The following is a 14,747-nucleotide window of genomic DNA, read 5'->3' as shown; positions in this document are numbered from 1 at the left end:
ACATGACCGCCAAGATTATCGATGGAAAAATCATCGCCGCGGAACTCCGGGCCCGCGTCGCGGACGAGGTTGGCCGCGTCAAGCGCGAGCACAATCTGGTGCCGGGGCTGGCGGTCGTGCTGGTCGGCAGCGACCCCGCCAGCGAGGTTTATGTCCGCTCCAAGCACACCCAGACCCAGGCCGCCGGCATGGCCTCGTTCGAGCACAAGCTGCCGGCCGACGTCTCGCAGGCGGAGCTTCTGGCGCTGGTCGCGAAGCTCAACCGCGATCCGGCCGTGCACGGCATTCTGGTGCAGCTACCGCTGCCGAAGGGGCTGAACACCGAGTCCGTCGTCAACGCCATCGACCCCGCCAAGGACGTCGACGGGCTGCATCCGAACAATGCCGGCCGGCTCGCCGGCGGTTTCGAGGCGCTGTCGCCCTGCACGCCGCTCGGCTGCATCATCCTGACCAAGAGCGTGCATGCCTCGCTCGAAGGCAAGAACGCCATCGTCATCGGCCGTTCCAATCTGGTCGGCCGGCCGCTGGTGCAATTGCTGCTGAACGAGAACGCCACGGTGACGATCGCGCATTCGCGCTCGCGTGATCTGCCCGGGCTCGTGAAGCAGGCCGATCTCGTCTATGCCGCGGTCGGCAGACCCGAGATGGTGCGCGGCGACTGGCTGAAGCCGGGGGCGACCGTGATCGACGTCGGCATCAACCGGATACCCAAAGAAGACGGCAAGACGCGCCTCGTCGGTGACGTCGCCTATCAGGAAGCGCTTGGGGTCGCCGGCGCGATCACGCCGGTGCCGGGCGGCGTCGGCCAGATGACCGTGGCGTGCCTGCTGGTCAACACGCTGCGTGCGGCCTGCGCGATCGCCGAGCTACCGAAGCCGGCGGTGTAGGTCAGGTTCTCGTGCCCCGGACGCAGCGCAGCGCTTCTTCAGCGGTGCGCTGCTGAGCCGGGGCCCAGCGGCGACGTGGGTCCCGGCTCAGCGTCGCGTCATTTCATGCCGCGCCGCGTCCGGGACACGGATGCTTCAGCCCTTCTTCTTCTTCTCGCGATCCATGCCTTCGAGGATCAGCTTGTGTGCGTCCTCCGGGCCGCCCCAGCGCAGGATCTTCACCCATTTGCCCTTCTCGAGATCCTTGTAGTGCTCGAAGAAGTGCTGGATCTGCTGCAGGGTGATGTCGGGCAGGTCGGAGTACGACTTCACCTTGTCGTAGCGCTGCGTCAGCTTCGACGACGGCACCGCCAGAATCTTCTCGTCGCCGCCGGCTTCGTCTTCCATGAACAGCACGCCGACCGGGCGCACGCTCATGACGGCGCCGGGAATGATGGCGCGGGTGTTGATGATCAGGACGTCGCAGGGATCGCCGTCATCCGACAAGGTGTGCGGGATGAAACCGTAGTTACCGGGGTAACGCATCGGCGTGTAGAGGAAGCGGTCGACCACCAGCGTGCCGGCCTCCTTGTCCATCTCGTATTTGATCGGTTCGCCGCCCACGGGGACTTCGATGAGGACGTTGACTTCGTGAGGTACGTTCTTCCCGATCGAGATCGCATCGATACGCATTCAAGGCTCCGTTATTGCCGAGGATAAATCGCGCCCGGCAGCGATTTGGCGCTGTCATACGCGGGCTTGGCCCGCTGATCCATCGCGTTTTTGTGAAATAATGAATCCGGAAGTCACCGGCTCAAAGGCAACGGTATCGACGGAAGGGAAACGCTGCCGCCTAGGCTTTCAGCAGCTCAATTGGTCCAAGCGAAGGCAACCTTGTCGAGCGACTTCGGTCCGAACCGCTCCGAGGAGCGGGCCACCATACGGCCCCCAAGCGCCCGGTAGAACTCGGTCGCGGGGTCGTTGTCCGAGAGCGCCCACACCACCATGCTCTTCAGCCCGCTCTGCATCAGGTCGCGGCGGGCGGAGGCGAACAGGCGGCGGCCGAAGCCGAGGCCCTGGAATTCGGGGCGCAGGTACAGCTCGTAGATCTCGCCGTCGAAATGCAGGCTGCGGGCGCGATTACGGCCGTAATTGGCGTAGCCCGCGATCTTGTCGCCGAACACCAGCACGCTGACGCGGCTGCCCTTGCGGATCGCGCTGTCCCACCATTGCGGGCCGCGGCGGTTGATGAGCTTTTCCAGCTCGGCGCCGGGAATGATGCCCTGATAGGCGGAGCGCCAGGCTTCGTCATGAGTCGACGCCACCGCAGTCGCATCTGCAGCTTTGGCCGGCCGGACCTCGATCAGGGTTGTGCTCATGGGCGCAATCAAACCAAGTCGCCGCGCCGGCGGCAAGACCTATCGTTAATTATCGGTTAACGTGTGGACTTTGTGCATCAGTATCTGAACCATGTTGTACCGAAAAAAGACAGGGCGCCGACTCGAATGGCACCGGCGTGCCGTGTGTCGGTGCAAAACTCCCTCTGCGGCAACGAATGAAGGGCGAGGGCCACGCAGAAAGTCCGCCCATAGTGATTCGTTCCTACTAGTGTGACTGTCGCTGTTCGTGCTCGTCCTCGACCATTCATGCGGCTTCTCAACATCTTCGCGCTCCTGACTCTGCTGGCCTTGCTGACTGCGCCGCCTCTGTGCGCTCAGGTCACGTTTGGCCCATCGGGAGAGGAGGGTGAACCGTTTCGCCGACAAGCGTGGCGGGTGCCGTCGCCGGATACCGACATCGCTGCGCGTGCCCTGCTGTTTCGCCCCGCCGGCGCAGGTCCGTTCCGGCTTGTGGTCATCGCACACGCCTCGACGCAGAACGTATTGCGTCGAGCGCAAATGCCGCAGCCGGAATATCGTCCGCTCGCCGCCTATCTCGTCGCGCGCGGTTTTGCCGTGCTAGTGCCGGAGCGGCTCGGCCATGGTGCGACCGGCGGCCGCTATATCGAGGACCAGGGCGGCTGCGACGAGGCGGACTATGCGCGTTCGGGCCGTGTAACGGCCGAGGAAATCCGGCTCGCGCTGGAGTTCTTACGAAAGCAGGATTTTATCCGCAAGGACGCTGCCATCGTGATCGGCCATTCCGCCGGCGGCTGGGGTGCGCTGGCGCTCGCCAATGCCGATCCGAAGGTGATCGCCGCGATCACAGTATTTGCGCCGGGGCGCGGCGGCCATGCCAATGATGAGCCGAACCGGATCTGCGCGCCACACACGCTTCTTGCCGCCGCTGCAGAGTTCGGCAAGGGCGCGCGCATTCCTGTCACATGGCTCGTTGCAACCAATGACAGCTATTTTGCGCCGGCGTTTTCAAAGGGCCTGGCCGATGCGTTTCGCGGCAGCGGCGGCAAGATCGACTTCCGCACGTTGCCGGCCGTCGGCAGCGAGGGGCACTGGATGATCGAGAGTGAGGCCGGCGTCAAAGCCGCGAGCCGGGAGCTCGTGGGTGCGCTGAACCAAGGCAGGCCAACCGCGACCAAGAAGCCATGACGCTGTATTTCCTGGTCAAGTTTCTCCATGTGCTCGGCGCCATCGTCATCCTCGGCACCGGAACCGGCATCGCCTTCTTCATGCTGATGGCGCATCGCACCGACGATGCGGAGTTCATCGCGCGCACCGCTTCGGTCGTCGTCATTGCGGACGCAATCTTCACACTGTCGGCCGTGCTCCTCCAGCCGGTCACGGGCGGCTTGCTGATGTTGCTCTCGGCGATGCCGATCACCGAGCGCTGGCTGCTCGCCTCGCTCGTGTTGTATGTTGTCGCCGGCCTGTTCTGGATTCCTGTCGTGTTCATGCAGATCGAGATGCGCGATCTCGCGCGAAAGGCCGCGGAGCAGCACCGTGCATTGCCACAACGATACTTCGTCCTGTTTCGCCGCTGGTTCGCGTTCGGCTTCCCCGGCTTCGGCGCGACGATGCTGATCCTCTGGCTGATGGTTGCAAAGCCGTTTTGAGAGCCGTGATGAACCAGCGAACCATCCTGGTGCTCGGCGCCTCCGGCCTGATCGGCCGCTTCGTTACGGACGATCTTCGCGCGCGTGGCTTTCGCGCGCTTGGCGTGGCGCGCAGCCTGTCGCCGGCGCAGAAGACGAGCGCGCTCGACATCGAGCTGCCGATCCTCTCGCTCGACGCGACCGTGCTGACGCGGCTGTTGCGCGAGCATGCCGTGGATGTCGTCGTTAACTGTCTCGGCGTGCTCCAGGACGGCCCCGGCAGCGACACAGGTGCCGTGCATCGCGATTTCGTCGCGCGCCTGCTTGCGGCGATCACCGACAGCGGCCGCGCGATCCGGCTGGTGCACATCTCGATCCCCGGAGCGGCCGAAGCCGATCGCACCGCGTTCGCAACGACCAAGCGCGAGGCCGAGCGCCTGATCGCGGCCTCAGGCATTGCGCACGCCGTCCTGCGGCCCGGCTTCGTGGTTGCACCATCCGCTTATGGCGGCAGCGCCATGCTCCGCGCGCTCGCTGCCTTCCCGCTCGATCTGCCCGACAAGGAGATGGCGACGCCGTTCCAGCCCGTTTCAGTCGAGGATATCTCGGCCACCATCGGCTGGCTCACCGTGCGCGACATCGACGATGCCGCTGTCAAAGCCGTGAGCTGGGATCTGATGCAGGCTGAGCCGGTCACCATGGCCGGCGTCATCAAACAGTTCCGCCTTGCGTTCGGCACGGCCACCTGGCCGCATGTCGCGATGCCGTCCTTCGTGCTCGATCTTGGCGCCAGGATCGGCGATCTCGCCAATTATCTCGGCTGGATGCCGCCGATGCGCTCCACGGCCATCGCCGAGCTGCGCCGCGGCGTGCGAGGTGATCCCTCGGCATGGATCGCCGCCACGGGCATCGCACCGAAGACGCTGGTCGAAATGATTGGTCGTCATCCCGCGACCGTCCAGGACAAATGGTTCGCGCGGCTATTCCTGGTCAAGGCGCTGATCTTCGCCAGCCTCGTCGTGTTCTGGCTCGTCTCCGGCTTCATCGCGCTGTTCGTGTCCTACCGTGCCGCCGCCGGCATCCTGACGGCGCACGACTTCCCGGCCGCGCTGGTCGATCCCATCACCATCGGCACCAGCCTGATGGACATGAGCATTGGCGCGATGATTGCCTTTCGCCGCACCGCGGCGGCCGGGCTCGCTGCTGGCATCACCGCCTCGCTCGGCTATATGTTCGGCGCGGCGGTCCTGACGCCCGATCTCTGGATCGAACCGCTCGGCGCGCTGGTGAAGACGGGGCCGGCGATCGTGCTGATGTTGGTGGCGCTCTTGACGCTGGATAACCGCTGATGAGCAAATGGCCCGATGACGACGTGATCCTGTTCGACGGCGTCTGCATCTTCTGCTCGCGCTGGGTCCGCTTCGTCGCGCAGCGCGACACGGCGAAGCGGTTTCGCTTCACGCCGATCCAGTCGGATTATGGAGCCCGGCTCGCGCGGACGTTCGGCATCGACCCCGACGATCCCGACACCAATGCCGTGGTTCATGGAGGTGAGGTGTACATGAAGTCGGATGCGGCGTTGACGGTGCTGTCGCGACTCCCGGGCTGGGGTTGGGTGCGCGTGCTGTTCACCGTACCGAAGCCGCTGCGGGACCCCGTGTACAGCCTCATCGCGCGCAACCGCTATCGCATCTTCGGCAAGTATGACGCGTGTTTCGTGCCCGATGCTGATCTGCGGGCGAGGGTGATCGAGTGACGCGACAGCGGCACCACAAGATTGGTGTCGTCCCGGCGAACGCCGGGATCCACCACAGAGCGGAGTTTGGCGAAGACTGGAAGTTAGGGTCAATCCGCGGTACGCGCACCACGCGTGACTGAAAGATTACGCGGCATGGGTCCCGGCGTTCGCCGGGACGACATTGGTGGGGAGGTTAGCGCTTCCCGATTGCCGCCAGCACTTCCTTCGCCGCCCGTTCCCCGCTGTCCCGCGCCCCATGCGCGGTCGTGAAGAAGGTTGGCGACGTCGCCTCGCCGGCAAAGAACAGCCGGCCATCGACCGGCGCGGCCAGCACGGCGCGGTCGCCGGCATGGCCAGGCAGCGCGTGCGAGTATGAGCCGCGGGCAAACGGATCATGCGCCCAGCGCGACTCGGCGAGCGGCTTCAGCTTGCGGCGGATGTCGTTGCCGAGAAAGCCGGCGATCTCGTCGATGCTATGGGCGGCGATGGCACCGTCGCCGGAATCTTCCAGCGCGCGGGCGAAGCTGCCGCCGAAGAAGCCTTCGATGCAGGGCTGGCCGAACGGGCGGATATGGTAGGTGCCCATCGCGGTGCGCATGGTGGCACCGCGCAGGTTTGCTTCCTTGGGAAAGGCTTCGGCGTCCTCGAGCGCGAGCGTCACCTTGTCGTCGACGCCGAGCGGCAGGCCGGCTGCCGCGTCGACCTTGGACCGTAACGGCGGCGAAAAGCGGATCGTCTCATCGGCGATCAGATTGGTCGGCACGGTGACGATCACCTTGTCCCCGGTCAGCGTGCCCTGCGACGTCTCGAGGCGGACCCGCGGGCCGGAATGATCGATCAGCGCAACGTTGCAGTTCAACGCCACCGGGCAGGGCGCGCCATAGGCCGCAACAAGCGCGCCATAGCCGCGACGGACGCGCCAGTTGAGACCAGAATCCTCATAGGCGTCCCAGTCCAGCGTCGACATGTCCTTGAGTTCGCAGCCGTTGATATAGGTCGAGATCGCGTCGATCATGGGATTCCAGCGATTGCCCGTCTCGAGGCTCCGGCTCGCAGGCTCGTCCTTGCCCGTCTGCGCGGCTTCCCAGAGGCGCTCATAGAACGCGTCCATCGCGCGCATGAAATCGTCGCGCTCGCCTTGCGGAAACGCGTTGCCATAGGCGCGCTCGCGCCATGGCGGCAGATCCTTGTTGAGCTCGAGACCGAGCCGCTGCGCGATCGAAACGAAGGAGTTCTTGTCCGCCGAGTGCAGCCAGCCGCAGCCGACGTCGAAGGTCACGTCAGGTGAGGCCTGTACGGTCCAGGCGCGGCCGCCGAGCCTGTTCCGTGCCTCCAGTACGATCGCGGAGAGACCGGAGCCCGCCAGCGCGTGTGCAGCGCCGAGGCCGGCGGCACCGGCGCCGACGATCGCGACGTCCACGGAGGAGGGGAGGGAGGTCATGGGCGGGCTCTAGCACGTTCGCTGGGTGTGCTGAAGCCGGACGGTTTCGTAGGGTCGGCAAAGGCGCTCTTGCGCCGTGCCCACCATCGTCCATTGGTGGGCACGCTTGCGCTTTGCCCACCCTACGGCACTACGGAGAGCGGTGGCTTTACGCCACCGCTTCCTTGGCCTTCTCCGCGCGCTTGCGCTCGTTGGGGTCGAGGTGCTTCTTGCGCAGGCGGATCGACTTCGGCGTGACCTCGACGAGCTCGTCGTCCTCGATATAGGCGAGCGCCTTTTCCAGCGTCATGCGGATCGGCGGGGTCAGGCGCACGGCTTCGTCCTTCGAGGTCGTGCGGATGTTGGTGAGCTGCTTGCCCTTGAGCACGTTGATCTCGAGATCGTTGTCGCGGGTGTGCTCGCCGACGATCATGCCCTTGTAGACCTTCCAGCCCGGCTCGATCATCATCGGGCCGCGGTCTTCCAGCTTGAACATGGCGTAGGCCACCGCATCGCCCTGGTCGTTGGAGATCAGCACGCCGTTGCGGCGGCCCTGGATTTCGCCCTTGTACGGCGCGTAGCCGTGGAACAGGCGGTTCATGATCGCGGTGCCGCGGGTGTCGGTGAGCAGCTCGCCCTGGTAGCCGATCAGGCCACGGGTCGGCGCGTAGAACACCAGGCGCTGACGGTTGCCGCCCGAGGGCTTCATCTCGATCAGCTCGGACTTGCGCTCGCTCATCTTCTGCACGACGACGCCGGAGTGCTCCTCGTCGACGTCGATCACGACTTCCTCGATCGGCTCCATGGTGGCGCCGGTGGCTTCGTCCTTCTGGAACACGACGCGCGGGCGCGACACCGAGAGCTCAAAACCCTCGCGGCGCATGGTCTCGATCAGGATCGCGAGCTGCAATTCGCCGCGGCCCGAGACTTCCATCGCGTCCTTGTCGGAGGCTTCGACGACGCGCAGCGCGACGTTGCCTTCGGCTTCGCGCAACAGACGGTCGCGGATCATGCGGCTCGTCACCTTGTCGCCTTCGGTGCCGGCGAGCGGGGAGTTGTTGACGATGAACGACATCGACACGGTCGGCGGATCGATCGGCTGCGCCGGCAGCGGCACTTCGACGGTCGGATCGCAGAAGGTGTCGGCGACGGTGCCCTTGGTCAGGCCGGCAATGGCGACGATGTCGCCGGCTTCGGCTTCATCGAGCGGGGTGCGCTCGAGACCGCGGAACGCCAGGATCTTGGTGATGCGCCCGGATTCGACCAGCTTGCCCTCGGCGTTGAGCACCTTGACCTGCTGGTTCGGCTTGAGCACTCCGGAGGAGATGCGGCCGGTGATGATGCGGCCGAGATAGGGGTTGGCTTCCAGGATGGTGCCGATCATCCTGAACGGACCTTCCTCGACCTTCGGCGGCGCGACGTGGCGCAGGATCAGGTCGAACAGCGGCTCCATGCCCTTGTCCTTCGGACCCTCCGGGCTGTCAGCCATCCAGCCCTGTTTGGCCGACCCGTAGAGGATCGGGAAGTCGAGCTGCTCCTCGCTGGCATCGAGCGCCGCGAACAGGTCGAACACCTCGTTGATGACTTCGGTCGGGCGCGCGTCGGGGCGGTCGACCTTGTTGATGACGACGATCGGCTTCAGGCCGACCTTGAGCGCCTTGGAGACCACGAACTTGGTCTGCGGCAGCGGGCCTTCGGCAGCGTCCACCAGCACCAGGGCGCCGTCCACCATGTTCAGGATTCGCTCGACCTCACCGCCGAAATCGGCGTGGCCGGGGGTGTCGACGATGTTGATGCGGGTGTCTTTCCACTGCACCGAGGCCGCCTTGGCCAGGATGGTGATGCCGCGCTCGCGCTCCAGATCGTTGGAGTCCATGGCGCGATCGGTCACCTTCTGGTTCTCGCGGAACGTGCCGGACTGCTGGAGGAGTTTGTCGACCAGGGTCGTCTTGCCGTGGTCGACGTGAGCGATGATGGCGACGTTACGGAGGTTCATGAGTGAGCTTCTTTGGTTCGAACAATGGGTTAAGCGCGATCTCGCCGGTCGGACCGGGACCTCTTCTCGAAACAACGCTGGAAGACTGGAAACGGGGCGCTTTCCGCCCAAAAAGGAAGCCCGGCCATATCGACCGGGCAGCCTACGCGTTGCGGCGCAATATATGCAAAAACCGCCAAAAAACAATGCGTTCTTTGGGCCTTGGTTGACTGAATTTTGCCCGGGAATCTCCGGGGGTTAGCTTCCGTTCCGGGTCGGCGGGGCCTTTCGCCCCATGATGGCCGCCCAGATCAAGACGACGCCTCCGATGCCGATGACCAGTCCCAAAAAGACCAGCGACGCGATGTCGGCGGGGATCTGGCCACCCTCGACCACGGACATTCCGCCGAACAGGAGCGCGCAGAGCCCCGGCAGCAGCATGAAGATGCCGGCGATCGCCATCAGCGCGGTCAGGCAGCCGCTGCGTGCCTCGCCGGGTGTCGGGACGGGCGGCAGAACCGGCGGTGGCGTATCGCTCATTGTGATGCCTCCTCGCTTTGCCTTGCCGCGCGATAAGTCTGCCCTTCGAGCGCCGCGCGGATGCCGTCGATCTTGCCGTTGCGGTAGAACAGATTGTAGGTGTCGAACGGAATGATCGCGCCCTGCTCCGTCACGAAATGGATGCAGCTGCGCTTGACGTTGCCGACGCAGAAATTGAAGCGATCGAGAAACTGCACGATGGTGACGCGGAACACGTTCTCGTAAGAGAGTCCCTCCGGGACCTGAAAGCTCGGCAGGCAGCACAACAGCTCGCAGACGCGCTCGGACGTGTTGAGCGGGCCCGACGACAGCGAGAACAGATCGACGAATTTTTCCCGCAGCACTGGATATTTCTCAGGGCTGATCGTGTTGGGCATCACCGCAACCAGCTGCTCCTGCGGAATCAGCGAGGTCAGCGGCAGCACCTTCTCGCCATTGCGCAGGCCATAGCCGATCGAGATGCTTTCGGGATTGCAGGGCAGCGGGATCATGTCCTTGTCGCCGAACACGCCGGTCTCGGTCACGCGCTTGCGGATCTCCGACAGCATGATGCGGTCGGTTTTCTCGTCGAAATTCTCGTTGCGGCCGGCGTCCTGCACCGGCTGCAGCGTGACGCCGCGCACGCATCTCCACGTCAGCGCGTGGCGAACGATGTCGCCGATTTCGGAATCGTTGACGCCGCGCTTGATGGTCGCAACCAGTGTGGTCGACACGCCAAAATGCTCGAGATTTTCCAGCGCCTGCTGGCGGATTTTTCGCAAATCCGCGCCGCGCAGGTCGATCAGCGCATCGCGCTGCAGTGAATCGAACTGGAGATAGACCTCCAGCCCGCGCCTGTTTTCGGCGAGCCGCGCCACGAAATCCTTTTCGCGGGCGATGCGCAGGCCGTTGGTGTTGATCATGACGTGGCGGATCGGACGGGCGCGCACGGCATCCAGGATCTCGAAGAAATCAGGATGCAGCGTCGGCTCGCCGCCGGAAATCTGCACGAGGTCGGGCTCGCCCTCGCTTGCGACCAGCGCGTCCAGCATCTTCTCGACTGTCGCGAGCGGCGTGAATTTCGTTCGTGCGGGCGAGGATTCGGCGAAGCAGACCGGGCAGGTGAGGTTGCAGTGCTCGGTGATCTCGATCAGCGCCAGGCAGGAATGCTGCTCGTGGTCGGAACAGAGACCGCAATCATAGGGGCAGCCGAATTCGGTGCGCTGCTGGAATTGCAGCGGCCGGTCGCCGGGCTTGATGAAATCCTTGCACAGGCTCCAATAGGCGGCATCCGTCGACACCAGCGTCGACTGGACGCCGTGCTCCCTGCAGCGCTTTTCGTACCAGACCTCGTTGTCCAGGATCTGGATCTTGGTCGGCACCAGCTTCAGGCAGGTCTCGCAAAGAGATTGGGTCTGGCCCCAGAAAATATAGGGCCGCGACTTACGCAACGGCGCGTTCATGCAAGTATCTCGTTTTGTAAGCGTCTCGCTTTGGGCGCCGTCGCCAGCATGACGCCGGCGTAGAGCAAAATGGACAGCGACAGCAGATGAAACAGGGTGAAGGGGTCGATCAGCGTGCCGTAGGGCTTGAGGAATTCCCACAGGAAGCGTTGCGCTCCATAATAGACGAGAACCAGGTAGAAACCATTGGTGATCACAAAGGCGTTCCGGTTCACGACCGCCAGCACATAGAGCAGCGCGAATACGGCCATGGCCGCGCTCTCATAGAGCTGCACGGGATGGCGCAGAATGTTGTCGCCGAAATCATGGGCCCATGGCAGCGCCGTCGGCGTGCCGTAGGTGAAATCGTCGAGGCCCGCGAAGTAGCAGCCGAGCCGGCCGATCGCGATGCCGAGCGCCAGCGGCAGCGCAAACCGCGCGCCCGTGCGCAAGGCGATGCCCGCCGACCATTTGTAGAGCTCGATCGCCACGATGCCGCCGGCCAGCGCGCCCTCCACCGAGCGCGCAATGCCGCTTTGCCCCGACAGCCATAGATTGACGGAGCCGAACAGATAGGCGCCGAGGCCCGCGCCGAACACCAGCGCGGCGACATAGGGCAGCTGGAAGGAGTGCGCCGGAAACTGCAGGCGCTGTCGCGACAGCCAATAGACGGCCGCCGCCGCCGCCAGCCATGCCAAGACGTCGAAGATGGTGTGTAGGAAAGCCCCGCTCATGCCGGGGGATATTAGCCCAGGTTCCGGCCGAGCGGGATAGTGCGCCTGCTCGTTCTCCACGCCGGGCAAGCGAGGCGGATCGCTAGCCGGCCTCTCGCTCCTCGGTCGGATAGACGCCGCGCAGCACCTCCTCGAAATGCATCTTCACCGCGTCGTTGCACAGGCAGGCGCGAAGCCTCAGGCCGTCGCGGTTGCGAACCAGGATCGATCCGCGCCTGGTGTCGAGAATCCGTTCCGCCTTGAACGACTGAAGCACACGGCTGGCATAGGAGCGGCCAACGCCGAGCAGCGTCGCAAGCTGTTCGTGGGTCAGCGGCACGCTGTCCTCGTCGCCGGTGCGCTCCATCGCCGCCAGGATCCATTTGGCGGTCCGCTGTTCGATCGAATGGATCGCATTGCACGCGGTCGACTGGAAGATCTGCGCCAGCATGCAATCGGCATAGCGGGCAAAGATGTTGCGCAGCGACGCCGAGCGCAGCTTGGCCGCTTCCAGCTTGGCGACATGAACGCGCGCAAACGGGCCGCCGAATTTCACGCAGATCCGGGTATAGGCCGGCAGGAATCCCTCGCTGACGATGCCGCCCACCGCGCCTTCGCGGCCGACCAGGATGGTCTCGACGTCTCGGCCATCCTCGTTGGGGACTAGAAAGGTCGCGAGCGCCGGTCCGCAGGGGAAGTGGACGACCTGGACGTCGTCACCGGGGCTGTAGAGCAGCTGGCTGGCTGCGGAATTTTCGACGGTCACATGCGGTGCGAGCAGCGCGTAGTCTGCCTGGCTCAAGCGCCGCAACAAATTGTTGGCCGGACGGCTCTCGACGTCGGTCATCTTGCTGATACGCGCATCCATCGTGAACTCCCATCCTCCTCCCCACCTTAACGAGTTCCTTGCATTCCCTGTGTGCACAAGTGGACAGACTAGAGAACGGCAATGTGGTGGGTTTCGTTCCGGGAACCCTCCGATGCGCTGTGCGCAGGCATCGTGTCGCGGCAGTCCTGATCCGAACCCCCACACACAAGATGCGATCATGACACCCGCACTTTCCAATGGCTCAAGCTGGCCGGCCGACGTTCTGATCGTCGAAGACGATCCGATCATCGCCATCGATTTCGAGGACCGTCTGCTCGGGTTTGGAGTGCCGGGCGTGCGGACCGTCGGGTCGGTGACGCAGGCGCTCGGCGCCATCGCCAACCGCGCGCCCGATTTCGCGCTGCTCGATGTCGAGTTGATCCGCGAGACGAGCTTTGCGGTCGCGGAGCGGCTGGCTGCGCTGAAGATCCCGTTCGTCTTCGTCACCGGCTATGGCGCCGAGGCGCGCATTCCGCCTGAATTCTCCAGCCAGCCGCGGTTGCAGAAGCCGTGCTCGAGCGACGCGCTGGAGGCGGCGCTGAAGGTGCGCGCCCTCGACTAGCGATCAGGCCTGCTTCGGATCGAGCGTGGTCGACCACAGCGCGACGTCGGTGCGGTCGCGCAAGGTCACCGTCATCTGGCCCGAGGCGCCGTCGATCTTGACGTGACCGAAGAACTGCATGCCGGCGGAGGGCGGCAGGTTCTGGCTGTCCTTGCCCGGCGCCTTGACGAAGCGCACCTCGGGTCCAAAGGTGTTGTCGAGCGCGTTCGGACCGAACGTGCCGGCATGCAGCGGGCCCGAGACGAATTCCCAGAACGGCTCGAACTCCTGGAATTGCGCCTTGTTCGGATCGTAATAATGCGCGGCGGCGTAGTGCACGTCCGCCGTCAGCCACACCGTGTTGCTGATCGGCGCCATCTTGATGAAACGCAGGATGTCGGCGATCTCGAACTCGCGGCCGCGGACCGGGCCGTCACCCTGCGCGATTGCTTCCGAGCCGCCCTTCGGCGTGTCCGCGACGACGAGGCTGAGCGGCATGTCGGAAGCGATCACCTTCCAGGTCGCGCGTGAATTGAGCAGGCCGCGCTTGAGCCAGGCGATCTGGTCCGGGCCGAGGAAGTAGCTGGCGGGGCCGTAAGCGGTTTCGAGATTGGCGCCGTTCGGACCGCGATAGCTGCGCTCGTCGAGCACGAACACGTCGAGATGCGGGCCGTAGGAGATCTGGCGATAGACCCGGCCCGGCTCAACGATGCTCTCGCGCATCGGATACATCTCGTGGAAGGCGCGGCCCGCGCGGGCGGCGAGCAGGGCGATGTCGCGCTCCTTGTAGGCGGCCGGTAATTCCTTCGAGAGCGACCAGTTGTTGGTCACCTCGTGGTCGTCCCATTGCACGAAGATCGGCACCTCGGCATTGAAGGCGCGGAGGTTGTCGTCGGTGAAATTGTATTTGTGCGCGGCGCGGTACTCGTCCAGCGTCTCGGCGACCTTGGCCTTCTCGGGGATGGTGACATTCTTCCAGATCTTGCCGTCGGCGAGCTTCACCTCGGATACAATCGGGCCGTCGGCATAGATGGTGTCGCCCGAATGCAGGAAGAAATCCGGACGGTGCTTGCGCATCGCCGAGAAGGTGAACATGCCGCCGTCATCGGGATTGATACCCCAGCCCTGGCCGGCGACGTCTCCGCCCCAGACGAAGCTGACGTCGCGGCGGTCGGCCGGCGCGGTGCGGAAGCGGCCGACCACCAGCTCGCCCTCGATGGCGCTGTGGGAGAGATCGCGGAAGCGGACGCGGTAAAAGATGTCCTGGCTAGCCGGCAGATTCTCGATCAGCATCTTCGCGGTAAAGTCGCTCTCGGGGAGCGCTGCGATCGGCGGCAGCGCGCGGGCATCCCTGAATGACTCCGTCGTCGCCACCTCGACCAGCATCTGCGCGGGCCGATCGGTGCGCGCCCACACCACGCCGCCGTCGATAGTGACGTCGCCCGACTGGACGCCATGAGTGACCATCGGCCGATCGGCCGCGCGCGAGAGATAGGGCATCGCGATCGCGCCGAGCGCTCCGGCGCCGGTGGCGAGGAAGCGGCGGCGGGAGAATTTGATGTTCATGAAGAATGCTCCGAACCCGAGCTCGCACGAAAGCCCGTCATTCCGGCGCGCCGCCAGGCGCGAGCCCGGGATCCATTTCTCCTCGCGAATGCGGCTCGATGGATTCTGGA

15 protein-coding genes are annotated in these 14,747 nt (G+C 64.7%); 6 read left to right on the top strand and 9 right to left on the bottom strand.

The window, feature by feature from the left end; all coding sequences use genetic code 11:
• Positions 1 to 2 precede the first annotated feature (2 nt).
• Complete coding sequence (gene folD, locus GGD66_RS34995) at positions 3 to 887, top strand: bifunctional methylenetetrahydrofolate dehydrogenase/methenyltetrahydrofolate cyclohydrolase FolD (protein ID WP_183261215.1); 885 nt, start codon at positions 3 to 5, stop codon at positions 885 to 887.
• Between the two features lie 135 nt (positions 888 to 1,022).
• Here folD and ppa read toward each other — a convergent pair whose 3' ends face one another.
• A complete protein-coding gene (gene ppa / locus GGD66_RS34990; protein ID WP_018318963.1) occupies positions 1,023 to 1,559 on the bottom strand; it encodes an inorganic diphosphatase in 537 nt (178 codons plus the stop codon).
• A gap of 176 nt (positions 1,560 to 1,735) precedes the next feature.
• The gene (locus GGD66_RS34985; RefSeq protein WP_018318962.1) at positions 1,736 to 2,245 is read right to left on the bottom strand and encodes a GNAT family N-acetyltransferase; all 510 of its coding nucleotides are present in this window, start codon (positions 2,243 to 2,245) and stop codon (positions 1,736 to 1,738) included.
• 267 nt (positions 2,246 to 2,512) lie between these two features.
• Between GGD66_RS34985 and GGD66_RS34980 the strand changes: the two genes are divergently transcribed.
• The 4 genes from GGD66_RS34980 to GGD66_RS34965 are packed head-to-tail and all read left to right on the top strand — an operon-like array spanning position 2,513 to position 5,611.
• Entirely contained in the window at positions 2,513 to 3,412 is a 900-nt protein-coding gene (locus GGD66_RS34980; RefSeq protein ID WP_183261213.1) for a dienelactone hydrolase family protein, read from the top strand.
• On the top strand, positions 3,409 to 3,876 hold the full coding sequence (locus tag GGD66_RS34975) for a DUF2269 domain-containing protein (protein ID WP_018318960.1): 468 nt from the start codon (positions 3,409 to 3,411) through the stop codon (positions 3,874 to 3,876). The genes GGD66_RS34980 and GGD66_RS34975 overlap by 4 nt, the downstream gene beginning before the upstream one ends.
• Positions 3,877 to 3,884: 8 nt before the next feature.
• Positions 3,885 to 5,204 carry an SDR family oxidoreductase gene (locus GGD66_RS34970; RefSeq protein ID WP_183261211.1) on the top strand — a complete coding sequence of 440 codons (1,320 nt, stop codon included), beginning with the start codon at positions 3,885 to 3,887 and terminating at the stop codon, positions 5,202 to 5,204.
• Positions 5,204 to 5,611, top strand: coding sequence for a thiol-disulfide oxidoreductase DCC family protein (locus tag GGD66_RS34965; RefSeq protein ID WP_183261209.1), 408 nt, complete (start codon positions 5,204 to 5,206; stop codon positions 5,609 to 5,611). The genes GGD66_RS34970 and GGD66_RS34965 overlap by 1 nt, the downstream gene beginning before the upstream one ends.
• A 175-nt stretch (positions 5,612 to 5,786) precedes the next feature.
• Here GGD66_RS34965 and GGD66_RS34960 read toward each other — a convergent pair whose 3' ends face one another.
• The 6 genes from GGD66_RS34960 to GGD66_RS34935 all read right to left on the bottom strand — a co-directional run bounded on the left by GGD66_RS34960 (position 5,787) and on the right by GGD66_RS34935 (position 12,530).
• Entirely contained in the window at positions 5,787 to 7,034 is a 1,248-nt protein-coding gene (locus GGD66_RS34960) for an NAD(P)/FAD-dependent oxidoreductase (protein WP_183261208.1), read from the bottom strand.
• A gap of 148 nt (positions 7,035 to 7,182) precedes the next feature.
• The gene (gene typA / locus GGD66_RS34955) at positions 7,183 to 9,009 is read right to left on the bottom strand and encodes a translational GTPase TypA (RefSeq protein WP_018318956.1); all 1,827 of its coding nucleotides are present in this window, start codon (positions 9,007 to 9,009) and stop codon (positions 7,183 to 7,185) included.
• Positions 9,010 to 9,246: 237 nt separating this feature from the next.
• On the bottom strand, positions 9,247 to 9,528 hold the full coding sequence (locus GGD66_RS34950; protein ID WP_018318955.1) for a hypothetical protein: 282 nt from the start codon (positions 9,526 to 9,528) through the stop codon (positions 9,247 to 9,249).
• A complete protein-coding gene (locus tag GGD66_RS34945; protein ID WP_183261206.1) occupies positions 9,525 to 10,970 on the bottom strand; it encodes a radical SAM protein in 1,446 nt (481 codons plus the stop codon). Before GGD66_RS34945 ends, GGD66_RS34950 begins: the two co-directional genes overlap by 4 nt.
• Positions 10,967 to 11,683, bottom strand: a complete 717-nt coding sequence (locus GGD66_RS34940; RefSeq protein WP_183261205.1) for a prolipoprotein diacylglyceryl transferase — start codon at positions 11,681 to 11,683, stop codon at positions 10,967 to 10,969. The genes GGD66_RS34945 and GGD66_RS34940 overlap by 4 nt, the downstream gene beginning before the upstream one ends.
• Positions 11,684 to 11,765: 82 nt before the next feature.
• Positions 11,766 to 12,530: a Crp/Fnr family transcriptional regulator gene (locus GGD66_RS34935; RefSeq protein ID WP_183261203.1), complete on the bottom strand. Its 765-nt coding sequence runs from the start codon at positions 12,528 to 12,530 to the stop codon at positions 11,766 to 11,768.
• A 178-nt stretch (positions 12,531 to 12,708) separates the two neighbouring features.
• Between GGD66_RS34935 and GGD66_RS34930 the strand changes: the two genes are divergently transcribed.
• Positions 12,709 to 13,092: a response regulator gene (locus GGD66_RS34930; protein WP_092261477.1), complete on the top strand. Its 384-nt coding sequence runs from the start codon at positions 12,709 to 12,711 to the stop codon at positions 13,090 to 13,092.
• Positions 13,093 to 13,095: 3 nt separating this feature from the next.
• Here the strand turns inward: GGD66_RS34930 and GGD66_RS34925 are convergent, their stop codons facing one another.
• Positions 13,096 to 14,637 carry an alkaline phosphatase gene (locus tag GGD66_RS34925; RefSeq protein WP_183261201.1) on the bottom strand — a complete coding sequence of 514 codons (1,542 nt, stop codon included), beginning with the start codon at positions 14,635 to 14,637 and terminating at the stop codon, positions 13,096 to 13,098.
• Between the last annotated feature and the right edge of the window lie 110 nt (positions 14,638 to 14,747).

The organism is Bradyrhizobium sp. CIR48 (genome assembly GCF_014198315.1).
In the GTDB taxonomy this organism is placed as follows: Bacteria; Pseudomonadota; Alphaproteobacteria; order Rhizobiales; family Xanthobacteraceae; genus Bradyrhizobium.
This window is presented reverse-complemented; position numbering and strand designations above follow the sequence as displayed.